14 protein-coding genes are annotated in these 14,226 nt (G+C 40.7%); 4 read left to right on the plus strand and 10 right to left on the minus strand.

Features of this window, described 5'->3' with window-relative positions; genetic code table 11:
• Positions 1–58 precede the first annotated feature (58 nt).
• The 5 genes from AC570I_RS18170 to AC570I_RS18190 form a co-directional block, all read right to left on the minus strand.
• Positions 59–256 (minus strand): hypothetical protein, encoded by a 198-nt coding sequence (locus AC570I_RS18170; RefSeq protein WP_047797902.1) that lies wholly within the window; start codon positions 254–256, stop codon positions 59–61.
• A gap of 103 nt (positions 257–359) precedes the next feature.
• Complete coding sequence (locus AC570I_RS18175) at positions 360–680, minus strand: hypothetical protein (RefSeq protein WP_497406594.1); 321 nt, start codon at positions 678–680, stop codon at positions 360–362.
• A gap of 114 nt (positions 681–794) precedes the next feature.
• Complete coding sequence (locus AC570I_RS18180; RefSeq protein ID WP_497406595.1) at positions 795–1,091, minus strand: Dabb family protein; 297 nt, start codon at positions 1,089–1,091, stop codon at positions 795–797.
• Between the two features lie 47 nt (positions 1,092–1,138).
• Positions 1,139–3,829: a DNA ligase D gene (gene ligD / locus AC570I_RS18185; RefSeq protein WP_497406596.1), complete on the minus strand. Its 2,691-nt coding sequence runs from the start codon at positions 3,827–3,829 to the stop codon at positions 1,139–1,141.
• Positions 3,830–3,952: 123 nt separating this feature from the next.
• The gene (locus AC570I_RS18190; RefSeq protein WP_497406597.1) at positions 3,953–5,164 is read right to left on the minus strand and encodes a glycosyltransferase family 87 protein; all 1,212 of its coding nucleotides are present in this window, start codon (positions 5,162–5,164) and stop codon (positions 3,953–3,955) included.
• Between the two features lie 309 nt (positions 5,165–5,473).
• Here AC570I_RS18190 and AC570I_RS18195 point away from each other — a divergent pair, with 309 nt between their 5' ends.
• A complete protein-coding gene (locus AC570I_RS18195; RefSeq protein ID WP_197082324.1) occupies positions 5,474–5,695 on the plus strand; it encodes a DUF3606 domain-containing protein in 222 nt (73 codons plus the stop codon).
• Between the two features lie 117 nt (positions 5,696–5,812).
• Here the strand turns inward: AC570I_RS18195 and AC570I_RS18200 are convergent, their stop codons facing one another.
• From AC570I_RS18200 to AC570I_RS18220, 5 genes are all read right to left on the minus strand, one after another.
• Complete coding sequence (locus tag AC570I_RS18200) at positions 5,813–6,958, minus strand: serine hydrolase domain-containing protein (RefSeq protein ID WP_497406598.1); 1,146 nt, start codon at positions 6,956–6,958, stop codon at positions 5,813–5,815.
• Positions 6,959–7,023: 65 nt separating this feature from the next.
• The gene (locus AC570I_RS18205) at positions 7,024–7,476 is read right to left on the minus strand and encodes a VOC family protein (protein WP_047797908.1); all 453 of its coding nucleotides are present in this window, start codon (positions 7,474–7,476) and stop codon (positions 7,024–7,026) included.
• A 159-nt stretch (positions 7,477–7,635) separates the two neighbouring features.
• Positions 7,636–8,640, minus strand: a complete 1,005-nt coding sequence (locus AC570I_RS18210; RefSeq protein ID WP_497406599.1) for an LLM class flavin-dependent oxidoreductase — start codon at positions 8,638–8,640, stop codon at positions 7,636–7,638.
• A gap of 141 nt (positions 8,641–8,781) precedes the next feature.
• Positions 8,782–9,615: an alpha/beta hydrolase gene (locus AC570I_RS18215; protein ID WP_497406600.1), complete on the minus strand. Its 834-nt coding sequence runs from the start codon at positions 9,613–9,615 to the stop codon at positions 8,782–8,784.
• A gap of 95 nt (positions 9,616–9,710) precedes the next feature.
• Entirely contained in the window at positions 9,711–11,429 is a 1,719-nt protein-coding gene (locus tag AC570I_RS18220) for an arylsulfatase (protein WP_497406601.1), read from the minus strand.
• A 213-nt stretch (positions 11,430–11,642) separates the two neighbouring features.
• On the opposite strand from AC570I_RS18220, the gene AC570I_RS18225 reads away from it, so the two are divergent.
• From AC570I_RS18225 to AC570I_RS18235, 3 genes are all read left to right on the plus strand, one after another.
• Positions 11,643–11,924 (plus strand): hypothetical protein, encoded by a 282-nt coding sequence (locus tag AC570I_RS18225; RefSeq protein WP_497406602.1) that lies wholly within the window; start codon positions 11,643–11,645, stop codon positions 11,922–11,924.
• A 111-nt stretch (positions 11,925–12,035) separates the two neighbouring features.
• Positions 12,036–12,953, plus strand: a complete 918-nt coding sequence (locus tag AC570I_RS18230; RefSeq protein ID WP_497406603.1) for a glycosyltransferase family 2 protein — start codon at positions 12,036–12,038, stop codon at positions 12,951–12,953.
• A 44-nt stretch (positions 12,954–12,997) separates the two neighbouring features.
• On the plus strand, positions 12,998–14,161 hold the full coding sequence (locus tag AC570I_RS18235) for a glycosyltransferase family 2 protein (protein ID WP_497406604.1): 1,164 nt from the start codon (positions 12,998–13,000) through the stop codon (positions 14,159–14,161).
• The last annotated feature ends 65 nt before the right edge of the window (positions 14,162–14,226 follow it).

Raw genomic sequence — 14,226 nt, forward strand, 5'->3', positions numbered from 1 at the left:
CTCTCAAAAACGAAAGCCCGGAATCAGCAATGATTTCGGGCTTTTTTGTAAGTACAACTTACGCAATGATAAAAATGGTTCCTGATTTCCCCAGGTAGAAATAATAATGTGATTCCCTTGGATAGTCAACCTTTTCAATATTGTTGACCTTGCCGGATCTGCCATACTCATCCGCTACAAAGTCGCCAACCTTAATATTTTCCAATAGCATCCGGTTGGCCGAAGATCTTTTAATTAGTTTAGCATGTTTTTCCATGAGATATGCGTTTAGAAACCTATTTACGCATTCTCAAATCTTTCGGTTTCAGGTAACTGCAGAATACTTAAAACTAAGTATTAACAAAAGTCAAATTTCTGATTTAGAAATGAACCATTTCGTAAATACGCCTCATGTACAGCGCCTCATCTACTTTATGAAAAAACTCTTCCCATTCGTATCTGGTAAACACTAAACTGATGTCTGGAAATGGTGTAGAAAGAATCACCACCTCTTTCCCGTCTGGTCTGTTTTCGAGATGATCGTCAAAGCTTAGCTTTTTGGTAGATTGATAAAAAACCTCAAACTGGTCGAAAGAAAAATTCATAAGCACACCGGCACGCCAGATATTCAGAACTTTACAATTGTTGCACTGGGCAATGGTGATATTATCATTTTGGCTAAGGACTGTGGTTTGGCACATAAGTGATGGTTTTGCAATTAAACAGATTAAAGCAAATATCACACTATTTAGAATAATTCCAAATAACTATCTAAACATTTATAAAAAAACCGGATGATGAGTCCGGCTTAAGTTTTAATGTGCATCGTAAATAATTACTTTTTCGAAGTACTGTTTAAATTCATCCAGAAATGCTTTATGTAATGGATGTACCTGATACACATCATGAGCAGCAAGATCTTCAAAAATTAGAATCAAACTAAAGGTATATGTAGTATCTACAACTGCGCGTTCTATAGGCGCAGGTGTTCCGATATGGAACGTTTTAACAACTTCAATGTTTTCCAGGGTCTGTAAGCTAGCACGAAAAGCTGCTTTCTGTTCTTCAGTGATATCGGCTTTAAGCCAGAATAATACGTGGTGAGCTATCATAATATATTTTTTTGCCAAAGATAATGAAAGCAAACATTCGAACCTCCCTAACCGAATACTGTTTTTGCTTTATTGATGGCTTTTTTTAAATCTATTCCTTTTCCTAGAACTCCTTTAAATAAATCACCCTCAGCTTTCAAACGTTCGAGCGTATTGAAGATATTAAAATCTTTCATTTTTAATCCGGGTTTCACTTCATCCCAATGTAACGGCATAGAAACCGTAGCCCCTTCTTTTGGTCTAAGGGAATATGGACCCGCAATGGTTGCTCCAGGTCTGTTTTGAAGAAAATCAAGATACATTTTACCTTTACGTGCAGAAATCATCCGTTCTAATGAAGTAAAAGATGGAATTTGCTGGTGTACCAGATTTACAATAATCTTCGCAAACATCTGGCTTTGTTCGTAGGTATACTTCGCATCAAGTGGAATATAAATATGCATTCCGGTTGAGCCCGAAGTTTTACAAAAGCCCGGAACTTCAATGGCATCCAGAATCTTTTTCGTTTCCAGAGCTGCCGTAATTACCTGGTCAAAGGTATGCTTATCCGGGTCCAGATCAATTACACAATAATCAGGATGATCAGAACTTTGAATTCTGCTGAACCAGGGATTCATTTCAATACAACCTAAACTGGCCATCCAAAGTAATGAAGCTTCATCCGTAACAACCAGATACTCTTTCTTTTCACCCTCACCGTTTTCATAGGGAAAGGTTTTAGCCCAGTCCGGAGCTTTACCTTTAACGTCTTTTTGGTAAAAACTTTTTCCGTGAATTCCGCTCGGAAAACGGTTCAAAGACTGTGGCCTGTCCTTTAGATAAGGTAAGATATAATCCGACACCTGGTAGTAATAGTTAAACATATCCCGTTTCGTCACCTTGTCCCCTGGCCAGTAAATTTTACTCAGGTGCGTAAACTTTAGCTCATGTCCCTTCACTTTTCTAACCTGCGTTTCATCCTTTGGGTTTAAAAGTGTTTTTCCCCCTTTTTCCTTTGGTGGTTTTATCGCCGAATCGTGTTTTGCATCTACCTCATTCATGATCTGGTCTACAGGAACTTCTTTCTCTCTAACTACATCTTTTGCCGCTTTATCGGTACGCATACCTTTAAAAGATGGATGCCTGAATACGCCATCTTCGGTAACTTCAGTAAACGCGACTTCGCATACCAGCTGAGGCTTCAGCCATGTTGCTTTTGCCTTTGGAGGGTTAGGTCTAAAACGAGATGGTTTATTTACATCAGGCAATTCACTGAAAGGCAACTTTTCAGTTTCCAGCGGCTTAAACAGTTTCATCATTTCCTTTTGATCGGCATCTGAAAAGCCAGTTCCTACCTTGCCTACATAACTCAGATTCTTTTGATCATATACGCCTAATAATAGAGAACTAAAGGTTTTAGAACTATCTGCATTGGTAGTATACCCCGCAATAATCACCTCCTGACGCTTACTCACTTTGATTTTAAGCCAGTCCTTCGATCTGCGGTCTGCAACATAAGTACTGCTTGTTTTTTTAGCAATAATTCCTTCCAAACCCATTTTTTCTGCTGCAGCAAAAAACTCTACTCCGCTGGCCTTGAAAACCTGGCCCAGTCTGATCTGGTCACTGTCTAAGGGCAGTATATCCTTCAATATTGCCTGCCGCTCTATCAATGTTAAACCCATTAGGTTCTTACCTTCGTACCAAAGCAAATCGAAAACATAATACACCAGTTCACCATCTGCTTCACTTCGCCAGTTCTGCAGCGCACCAAAGTCCGATACGCCATTTTTCTTCAACACCAGAATCTCGCCGTCGATAACTGCATTAATTTTCCATTTGGCGAGTAAATCATGAATCGGGTAAAATTTATCATCAAACGATTTGTTATTGCGGGATAGTAGTGAAACTTTTCCTTTTTCTATAAAAGACAATGCCCTGTAACCGTCCCATTTTACTTCATATTGCCATTCATCATCATCAAATGGCGCATCAACCAATGTGGCTAGCATAGGTTTTATCCCGGTAGGTATGGATGATTTAGGGGCATCCTTTAGTATCTTCTTTGTATTAAGATCATCTTTATTTATGCTTGCCGGCTTCTTCGTTGCAGCACTTTTTCGGGGCTCTGCTGGCTTTTCTTTGATTTCCTGTTCTTTGCCGTCTTTCCATACCTTCTCTGATGACTTCGCCATGGTTTCTATTGTCTTTCCCGAAAGTACAGATTCACCCTTCTTAGTGATGTCCTTAACCGAGGCGTAATCGTCTTTATGTTTAATTAACAGCCACCCATTTTCCCCCATCCCATGCGTTTTAACCAGGGCAAACTCGCCCTCCAGTTTCTTACCATGAAGCTTAATTTTTACTGATCCCTCTGCCAGCTGTTTCAAGAGGTGTTTCTCCTGCGCCTTTTTACCTTTGATTGCCTCAATGGGCTCATAGGTTCCTTCATCCCAAACAATTACAGTCCCGCCGCCATACTCCCCTTTAGGGATTAATCCTTCAAAGTTTCGGTAATCAAACGGATGATCTTCAACCATCATCGCCAAACGCTTATTCTTAGGATCGGTAGAAGGGCCTTTTGGAACAGCCCAACTCTTTAAAACCCCGTCCATTTCCAGCCTGAAGTCGTAATGTAGTCTGCTGGCATCATGTTTCTGAATTACAAAAAGTAACTTGTTTTTATCTTTACTTTTTCCCGCTTCAGGCTCCGATGTTTTGGAGAAATCCCTTTTGGTTTTATATTTTTCAAGACTCATCTGTTCTGTTTTTAGTCCCTGATATTAATCACAATACGGGTAAAACAGGACCTGAACAAAAAAGGTTTTAACATCTGCTATCGACACAGACATTAAAACCTTCAAAAAAATAAATGATTTAAACTATTCGGCCAACCTGGGCAAAATACCGGCATCCATTTCCTCAGCAAATTCATGCTGACTTTTTACGGCACTAAACAGCACCCTTAGCCAAACCAGAAAATATGGAAAACTCAACATGGATAGTGAAAGTGGATTTGCTTTTGCAAACTGCGGAAAACACAATAGTGGGATGTTACAGGTTACAACAAGCAATATGGGTAAGAGTACATGCTTTAGTCCTTTATTCTTTTCAAGCACATACCAGATACCAACCCCTGTAATAGAGATAATGTAAGTACAGTCTTCAGACCCTGTGCTGAAAAGTACAGGAAATAATAGCACTGATGATAAAATCAACAGCTGAAACTTACGCTTGGAAAAACGGCTGACAAAAGTAAACGGAAACATAAATAATAATGCTCCTACTGCCAGAAACATGATATTTGATAAGCCGGGATAATGTAGCAAGCGCCTGAAAAAACCCATAATAGAAATATCAGTAGCGGCGCCTGCAATATTTGCAATATTCTTATTTACCAGTTCATTTTTCCAGTCAATATAGGAATGCGCCACGAAATCCGGAGAAGCAAAAATCATCGGAAGCACAAAAAACACTGCAGACCACAGTATAAGATAGCCGATAAATGCAGGTTTCTTTTTAATAAAAAAGAATACAACTATCCCAACAACGCCGTATAGTTTAACAAATGTACCAAAGGCAATGCACATGGCCGACCAGAATCCGTTTCGTTTTTCAAACTGGGTATAACTCAATATCATAATTGCCCCTGCTCCAGCATTAAATTGCTGATTCAACATCGAAGCTACCAGACAAGGTATAGCAATATAGCCTATGATGACCTTTTTGTTTTCACTCAAGGGTAAGGTTTGTATAGCCTTAAACAAGAGAAAGCAATTAAAAAGATTCCAGAACAATAGCCCGAGCCAGTTTGGCATCAAGGCAAAAGGTGAAATCAGTACACTAAAGATCGGGCCATAGTGATTAACATCACCGTGATATTGGGGATAAAAAGCGTACAATGACCGCTCATGAAGCAAATTTCTGAAGGTATTTTCAAAAATGAGGTAATTGTTTAAACGGTTTGTTGCCCATGAATCTATAACAAAGATTAAGGTGACAAGGACCCATAATAAAAGTACGAAGCGATTGTCCTTGTAAAAATTACGACGCGACAATCCATCGAATGGTTTGGTTAGGAAATGATTTAGCATGTAAAAAAAGTATTACACAGCAATAATACAATCTGAAAATTAAATATGAAAATACTGTGTAAGGAAAGTGTTACAAAGCTATTGACTTTAGTCAAATGAACTGATTTACAATTGATTATATTTACAACTGTATTGTGTTTGTGGCGTTATCTACGTTAACAACGGCTATAAATACCTGCAGAACGACTGAATGCCAGTCTTTTTAATGTTTATTGCCATTTTTTTGGATGAAATAAAAAAAAAAGATAATAATCAGCAAAACAATTAAGCCTTACTAATGTTTAACACTAATAACTAAATATGAATCCCATGGAATATCCACTTCAATCCCTTAATGCCAGAAAAGAATTCATTGAAATTGCAGATGAAAAAGACCGCGATTATTGGGCAACAAGATTAGGTGTAAGCACTGAAAAACTGAAGTCTGCAATCAGGGCTATCCAAAGCATGGAATTTTTGCAACTAAAAGAATATTTAGCAATGGAAAAAATTAAATCAGGTACTGCATACCAGCATTTCCTAAACGCATAAAAAGCTCTTTCAAAGAGCTTTCTATATTTTCTATTCCCCCTTCGCTAAAACGTTTCTTCCATCGCTCCCACCCGACTACCTAAAATCCTTACACATCTCTTTTGCATGCAATCAATACTATTTTACAAAATAGTTATAGAGCAGATTAATCGCTGCGCGACTGAAATCAGGAAAATCTCCTGTGTAGGTGGCATTTATTCCATTGGTGATAACTACAAATCCAAACTTTCGCTTAGGTTCGAAGAACATTGTGCTATACAATCCATACGCTGACCCGGTATGCCCGATTAATGAAATGTTGGGAATAAGTGTTTTGGTGCCCCTCAGGGCCAGGCCATAATCCTCATCTGCAGATAGAGGGGTTTGCATTAAACGTGCACTCTTCCGGGAGATCAATCGAACGCCCCCGGTCTTTCCATAATTCATATGCATGACCATATATCGCGCAAGATCGCCCGCCGAAATCTTCATTCCTCCTGTCGGAGAAAAAATTGGAGTTGAGTAACCCATTACATAATTACCAATCTCAGTACGCCTGGGTGCATAAGCTGAAGTTGCTTCTGTGAAGCTTTTAGCAACTGGCTTGTATTCATAAAGCTTTACGAAACGCGCCGAATCGAGTGAATCTATGCAGTAACCACCATATAAATCTAACGGTTTAAGAATATGACTTCTAACGTAAGCATCAAAACGTTCACCAGATTTCTTTTCTATAATAGTTCCAATCAGATTGAAGTTTAGGTTACAGTAGTTAAACTTCGTGCCGGGCTCATATTCATTATAACATTTAGCCCAGTCAGCATTTTTGGCAGGGTTGATCAGATCCAGGTTAAGGTAACCTTGCGAATCATTCAGACTTGAGGTATGGGAAAGTGCCATCTTCAGTGTAATCTTCACGTCGGGGTATTTTGGGTTTCTGATTTTGACGCCTACTAAATCTCCGAAGTCATCATCCAGGGATAACTTACCAGCTTCCACAAGCTGCATGATGGAAGTGGCAGAAAATGATTTGGATATTGATGCAATTCGAAAAATATCACTGTTTTCCAAAGGTATTTTACGATCAAGGTCTTTCAAACCAAACGAATGGTTGTAAATAACCTTACCATCCTTTATTACCGCAACCGATGCGCCAACAGCGCTAAACTTTTGCATCACGGAATCAAAAGCAGTCTCTAATTTATTTTCCTGCGCCCCGGCACCACCACCAATCAGTAATAATAGTAATGCAGGAATGGCAAGTCGCACAATCAGATTTTTCATACAATATGGGATAAAAACCTAAATATAAACTTTAATCCTATGGAAGCAGGCCTGTACCTAAAAATTTACCTTGCATTGTTAACCTCCAGCCAATGCCCGTCAGGATCCTGAAAGTAGATTTGTTTTACCCCATCAACACGCACGTTGATTGCACCTGTTTTGCCTCCCCAGTCTCCATATGAAATCTTTTGCGTTTGAAGCTTCTTTATAAAGTCTTCTATGGAGCTGATACTGAAACACAAGTGATCATTTCGATCATAAACCTGGCCCGATTTAGCCCCTTCAATCAAATGCAGTGCCGAACCATTACCCAATGAAAACCAGGTGTGTTTTCCATCTTTGAAGGGTTCTGGTATAATTTTAAGATTAAACAAGCTTTCATAGAAATCAGTTGATTTCTTCAAATCGCCAACATATACGGCAATGTGGTTTAAAACTGCGGGTGTCTGCTGTGCCATGGTTTTATTCATGATAGATCCCGTTAACCCAAATATGAGAATGATCAGATATTTTTTCATTCTTCAATATCGCATTAATTGCTGAAAAATACAGATCAAATCAACGATAAATTATGAACGTACAATTATTTAGATTCTTGCGACCTGTGTGTCTTTCAGGATTACAATGGAACTGGTCCCCGAGTCATTAAAACCATCGGTTATGAAACCATCAATAGCTTAACTGAAAACCCCGGCAAACAACTTATTTGAATGAAGCTTAGCCTCGTGCTCGTATATATGCGAAGTACTCATCACCTCATTCACACCATGCTGATCAATAAAATCGCTCAGTTGCTGCTTGATAGTTTTTGCGCTGCCAATGAACGAATAATGTAGCATCTGCATCACGGCTTCTTTTTCCATTTGATCCCACTGGCTATCCAGGTGATCTATTGCAGGCTTTAATAGCTCACGTCTTCCGGTAATCACACCTAAAAACATGCGCTTAACCGAACTCGATAACCGTTCTGCTTCCGCATCTGTATCGGCCGCTACTACATTTACACAGGCAATAACATAGGGTTCCTGTAAATAGATGGAAGGTTTAAAACGGCTTTTGTAAAGGGCTATAGCCTGCTCAAAATAGGTAGGCGCAAAATGACTCGCAAAGGCGTAAGGCAAGCCTTTTTCTGCGGCAAGCAAGGCGCTGTCAGTACTTGATCCTAACACCCATATCGGAATCTCCAACCCTTCACCGGGGATTGCCCGCACATTTGAGCGCGAATTGCCAGCAGAAAATAACTGTTGAAGTTTGTCGATATCCCGGGGAAAGCTGTGCACAGCATTAAAATTTTCACCCCTTATGGCCATGGCAGTAACCTGATCCGTGCCAGGTGCCCTGCCTAATCCTAAATCTATACGATTGGGATATAAGGATGCGAGCGTTCCAAATTGCTCGGCAACGATTAAGGGCGAATGGTTGGGTAACATAATCCCACCCGATCCTACCCGGATTCGACTGGTACCACCGGCAACATAACCAATGAGGATAGGCGTTGCTGAGCTGGCAACTCCAGCCATGTTGTGATGCTCTGCGAACCAGTAACGTGTATAACCAAGGGATTCAGACTGCTGAGCCAGCTCCAGGCTCGTTTTAAAAGTATCAGCAGCAGTATATCCCTCTAAAACAGTAGCAAGATCAAGAACAGAATAAGGTATGTTTTTTAATGTAGTGTTTTCCATAGTATGCGCAGGTATTAAAACCTACTCCGCAAAAATATCTTTTGATATCCTGGATACCACATTTCATTGCCACAAATGACCCTTAGGCAACATTAAAAGATTGTCATGACAAAACACGATAACTTCCACATCATTATATTACTATCGTTTCGCAAAGTAATTGTTAAAGAATAACATTTGATAAGCAATAGCATTGCCCCAGTATTCCCAGGTATGACCTCCCGGCCTTACGATAAAATCATGTGCTACATTTCTATCAACCAGCTTGTTGTGCAGATCTACATTAACCTTATAAAAGAAATCACTGTAACCGCAGTCAATAATAACCGCCAATTTATTTGGTGTAATTAAATGTGTCAGGTTGATCACCGTATTTGCTTCCCATCGCTCCGGATGCTCGCTGTATTTACCTAAACGTTTCGCGATTTCCCAGTTCTCCGGAAAGGGCCTGATATCTACACCACCACTCATGCTCCCGCAGGCTCCAAAAACATCCTGGTGCCTGAAACCCAGATATAAACCACCATGGCCGCCCATGCTCAAACCTGTAATCGCCCTACCGCTCCTGTCTTTTATAGTGGCATAATGACTATCAATATATCCAACCAGTTCACCGGCTACATAGGTTTCATATTTGTAGGTCGGGTCTTCAGGGGCATCGAAATACCAGCTGGTTACCCCTCCATCCGGGCAAACCACAACCATATTGTAAAGATCAGCAAGCCGTTTTACAGTTTCCTTATCCGGAGTTTTGCTTACCCACTCAGAATATTTGCCTCCTGCGCCATGCAGCAGATAAAGCGTAGGGAATTTTCGGTCCGTATTGTAGCCTGCAGGTTTAATCACCACAGCTTTAATATCTTTTTTCATGGCTTTGCTACGGGTAACTACAGTATCTACCGTTGCTGCAAGCGCTATATTGCACCATGCGAGTGCCAATAAACCCAATGTTCCTGATAACAGATTTATTTTCATGGAATGTATAAGATGTTTGCTGCACAATATAAATAAAATGCCAAAAGGGAACGATATCAATCATTCCCTTTTTTTTATTGTTTCCTTAAATAGCCTTATTTTGATTTTGCAGGTTTGGGAAATACCTGGTTGTTATTCGCCCAGTTTTTCCACAAAACCTCCAGTTCCTTTACTTTTTCAGGCAGTTGTTTTGCCAAGTCGTTTACCTCCGACTTGTCTTTCGACAAATCAAATAAATGCCAGGTACTGTCATTGCTGAGTGAAACCAGTTTCCAGTTCCCTGATCTGGCATATCGCGCACCAAAATGCTCATTGAACAATACTTCGTGTCCTGCATTTTCTTTACCTTCAAAGGAGGGAACCAAGCTCACTCCGGTGGTAGGAATGATTTTATTACCCTTATAGCTCGATGGATATTTCGCGCCGGCTAATTCCACAAAAGTTTTCATAAAATCCATCACATGGCCCCGCTGATCACTAAAGCTTCCTTTGTTCCCTTTTATTCCTTTTGGCCAGAAAGCAATCATCGGTGTATGTATTCCACCTTCAAATGATTCAGCTTTAGCGTATTGATATGGTGTGTTCGCTACACTGGCCCATATTTTTCCTATAGAGCTATAGGTCGTTTGAGGCCCTGGCATAGCCTGTTTCTGCGTAGCGTAAATAATGGGAGAACCCCCACGGCTTTCACTGGGACGGTCAAAGCCTGGTCCGTAAGCAGCAGCGTTTTCCGGACTTGCGCCGTTATCAGAAAGGAAAATAATAATCGTGTTATCAAGTTTGCCTGTTTTACGAAGTGCATCAATGATTCTTCCGATTCCCTGATCCATTCTGTCGATCATAGCAGCATGCACCGCCATCGCTTCTGCATCCCATACCCGATCGGGATTATCAGCCCAGGTAACTGTACGCCCTAAGGGTTTGGGTAATTTGGTGGTGTTCGAATCAATAAGCCCCAGCTTAACCATCTTTTTATAACGGGCTTCACGAATCAAATCCCATCCGGCTTTATAAGTATCTTTATATTTCGCAATATCCTCGGGTTTAGCCTGCAAAGGCCAGTGGGGCGCATTTTGCGCTACGTACAAAAAGAATGGTCTATCTGTTTTTTTCCAGGAGTTGATATAGGCAACAGCGGTATCATTAATAGCGTCTGTTTGATAATAATCTTTGGGTACCGTTTTAACAGGCTTTGTGCCACTTACCAGACTAAAAGGATCAAAAAAGTCTACCACTCCCCAAATGGTACCGAAAAATCTGTCGAAGCCCCTGCTGGTCGGGTATTGGTTAATGGGTGAAAAATCGCCATAGTCCTTTTGATGATTTAGCCAGCTTAGCTGATCCTTGAGATTTTTCTGCACAATCGTATTACTCACATGCCATTTTCCCGACATAGCTGTATGATACCCCGCTGTTTTTAACACCTCGGCAAGGGTAACGGAGTTATCCGCTAACCTTCCTAAATAGCCAGGCTCATCTTCTGCCTCCGTCATCTTACCTATTCCAGCCTGTTGATTATACAAACCAGTAAGCAATGATGCCCTTGTAGGACAACACCTCGATGTATTATAAAATTCCCGGTAACGCAGTCCGTTGTTGGCGAGATAATCCAGGTTTGGTGTATTAATTTCACCGCCATAACAGCCGGCATCCGAAAATCCCATGTCATCAGCAAGGATGATCACAATATTAGGTCGGCTGGCTTTAGCTTCTGTCTTCTGCTTTTTTGATTGCTGATCAAATGCACTCAGGAAAACAAGCGCTGAACCTGATACTGCTGCAAGGGTTAAAAAAAATAGCTTTGTTGATTTCATGCCAGAATCTATCATATTTAACGCTAATCTAACTAAACCGTTTTAATAGCTCAAACTACAGTGAATAATCATCTCCGAATTTTCATCTTTACGAAGAAATAATGTCGAACTATCCAACAGAATACCTATATAGCAAAGCAATTAACAAACCATTAAACCAATAAGAAACATTTCTAAAACTAAATCACCTTATTCTTCGTTTATCCAACTATAATGAGCAGTTTTACCATACAGGAGCAATTCGATAATTACCTCGACATTCTCAATAAGATCCATGTCATCGATCACGATATTGACGCCTCGATCAACGAAGTTGAAATAAATGATCTGGCAAACCGTCGTACCGCATTAAAAAACAGGCTACATCACGTAACCAAAAGCCTGGTCAATTCATTAAATGAAATGGGGAGGAAATATCCCGTTCAAAATAACCTGGCCAACCAAACCACCTACATTTATACTGAAGGCGGCAAACTCATGTTCGAGTACCACTAATACTAATACATCCTCGCAATCAGTGGCTGGAACGCTACTGATCCATATGCACCTGCCCATCACCCTAAAAGGCTATAGCAGGAAAAATACGGTTTGGCTAGTTTTGTGACAATGGCAATAACATCTATCGTTACCGTAAACTACAATCAACCCGAAGCCACCCTGGCTCTTTTAGCGTCCATTAAGCTTAATCTAAACCTTGAAAATCTGGAGGTCATTATTGTTGATAATGGAAGTTTAATTGATTCAGGTGCCAGCTTCAAAGCATTTTTACCGCAAACAATCTATATCCGCTCCGAAGCTAACCTGGGCTTCGCCGGTGGTAACAACCTGGGTATCAAGGTCGCTTCAGGGGAATATATTTTAATGGTAAATAATGACACAGAAGTTGTAAAAGGAATGACGGATGTGCTCATCAAAGAAATGGAGGACAATCCCGAAATCGGAATTGTAACCCCTCTCATTTTATATTTCGATCAACCGGATACCATTCAGTATGCGGGTTATACCCCCATGAATTACACCACCTGCCGTAATAAAACCGAAGGCTTGATGGAAAAGAACACCGGTCAGTATATGGGGATGAGCAATGAGACCGCCTTTTGCCATGGTGCTGCGATGATGTGCCGCAAAGCCGATATTATGGCCATCGGACTGATGCCCGAGATGTATTTCCTCTATTACGAAGAGCTCGACTGGTGTGAGATGTTTAAGAAAGCAGGGAAAAAAATATGGTTTACCGGCAAAACACATATCTTCCATAAAGAATCCATCAGCGTGGGTCGAGAAAGTGCTTTGAAAACGTATTTTGTTACCCGTAACCGGATCCTTTTCATCAGAAGAAATGCTAACCTGTTTAATCAAATTGCTTTTGCCTTTTATTTTACCGGCATCGCCATCCCCAAACAAATGATCATTTACATACTTAAAAAAAGAACAGATTTAATCCCTTACCTACGCAGGGCCCTAACCTGGAATATCACTCAGGCGAAAGACAGTCTCAACCTGGGCTTCAATAGAGTGGCATAACACACTCATCAAAACCAATCGTTTACAAATAATATCTCCATTATATGATCACGCTATTCTGGCTTTCCCTTGCCATCGTATTCTACACTTTCCTGGGTTATGGCCTGTTGCTTTATATTTTAATCAGGCTAAAACGGGTATTCACCAAACCTGTCCGGCATGTATTAAATACACTTCCAACAGTTACTTTGCTGGTTGCTGCATGGAATGAGGAGGATATGATTGAACAGAAAATCAATAATACCCTTGCCCTCGATTATCCCGCTGACCGCTTCCAGATCATTTTTATATCCGACGGTTCTACCGACAGGACTCAGGAATATATCCAGCCATTCAAGCAAATTGTTTCCATGCACATTGATGAAAGGAACGGCAAAATGGCGGCAATTAAAAGGGCCATCCCGGCAGTTACGGGAGAGATCATTGTATTTTCCGACGCCAATACTTTGTTAAATGAGCAGGCCATAAAAGAACTGGTGAAACACTATCAGAATAAAAAAGTAGGCGCCGTTGCAGGTGAAAAACGAATCCTGGTAGACGCCCAAGCCGATGCCAGTTCTGCCGGAGAAGGGTTTTACTGGAAATATGAGTCGAAGTTGAAAACATGGGATTACGAACTGTACTCTAACGTAGGTGCCGCAGGCGAACTGTTTAGCATCCGAACAGCCTTGTATCAGCCTGTCGAAACCGATACCATTATTGATGACCATATGATTGCGATGAGAATTGCCGAACAAGGCTACATCATCGCCTATGAGCCGAATGCCTATGCCTCCGAAACTGCATCAGCCAACACCAAAGAAGAATTAAAGCGTAAAATTCGGATTGCTGCAGGCGGTATTCAATCGATATTCAGACTTAAAAAATCTGCAAATCCATTCAACCATCCCATACTAACTTTTCAATACCTGTCACACCGGGTACTCCGCTGGACGGTTACACCATTCCTCATTATTCTTGCCTTCATACTTAATATTGCACTGGTTGCCACCACAAATAATAATGTTTATACAGTATTGCTCATCGCCCAAATATTCTTTTACAGCGCGGCCTTCATCGGTTTAATCTTTGAAAGAAGGAACATTAAAATCAAATCGTTTTTTGTCCCCTACTATTTCTGTGTGATGAATTACGCTGTGATCGCCGGAATCGGCCGATACATCAAAAAGAACCAAAGCGCAGCCTGGGAAAGATCACTCAGAAAATAAAAAACAAACGCTGAAGGCATCAACCCCCAATAGCCCTTCAGCGTTTCCAGTTTCTCCCCCGCCCC

The sequence above is a fragment of the Pedobacter sp. A2324 genome (genome assembly GCF_059693705.1).

Excerpts from the sequence above, each read along its gene's own strand:
- AC570I_RS18220 (WP_497406601.1), bottom strand. The coding sequence starts at position 11,429 with ATGAAATCAACAAAGCTATTTTTTTTAACCCTTGCAGCAGTATCAGGT.
- AC570I_RS18175 (WP_497406594.1), bottom strand. The coding sequence starts at position 680 with ATGTGCCAAACCACAGTCCTTAGCCAAAATGATAATATCACCATTGCC.
- AC570I_RS18180 (WP_497406595.1), bottom strand. The coding sequence starts at position 1,091 with ATGATAGCTCACCACGTATTATTCTGGCTTAAAGCCGATATCACTGAA.
- AC570I_RS18230 (WP_497406603.1), top strand. The coding sequence starts at position 12,036 with ATGGCAATAACATCTATCGTTACCGTAAACTACAATCAACCCGAAGCC.
- AC570I_RS18200 (WP_497406598.1), bottom strand. The coding sequence starts at position 6,958 with ATGAAAAATCTGATTGTGCGACTTGCCATTCCTGCATTACTATTATTA.
- AC570I_RS18210 (WP_497406599.1), bottom strand. The coding sequence starts at position 8,640 with ATGGAAAACACTACATTAAAAAACATACCTTATTCTGTTCTTGATCTT.
- AC570I_RS18205 (WP_047797908.1), bottom strand. The coding sequence starts at position 7,476 with ATGAAAAAATATCTGATCATTCTCATATTTGGGTTAACGGGATCTATC.
- AC570I_RS18225 (WP_497406602.1), top strand. The coding sequence starts at position 11,643 with ATGAGCAGTTTTACCATACAGGAGCAATTCGATAATTACCTCGACATT.
- AC570I_RS18190 (WP_497406597.1), bottom strand. The coding sequence starts at position 5,164 with ATGCTAAATCATTTCCTAACCAAACCATTCGATGGATTGTCGCGTCGT.
- ligD (WP_497406596.1), bottom strand. The coding sequence starts at position 3,829 with ATGAGTCTTGAAAAATATAAAACCAAAAGGGATTTCTCCAAAACATCG.
- AC570I_RS18235 (WP_497406604.1), top strand. The coding sequence starts at position 12,998 with ATGATCACGCTATTCTGGCTTTCCCTTGCCATCGTATTCTACACTTTC.
- AC570I_RS18170 (WP_047797902.1), bottom strand. The coding sequence starts at position 256 with ATGGAAAAACATGCTAAACTAATTAAAAGATCTTCGGCCAACCGGATG.
- AC570I_RS18215 (WP_497406600.1), bottom strand. The coding sequence starts at position 9,615 with ATGAAAATAAATCTGTTATCAGGAACATTGGGTTTATTGGCACTCGCA.
- AC570I_RS18195 (WP_197082324.1), top strand. The coding sequence starts at position 5,474 with ATGGAATATCCACTTCAATCCCTTAATGCCAGAAAAGAATTCATTGAA.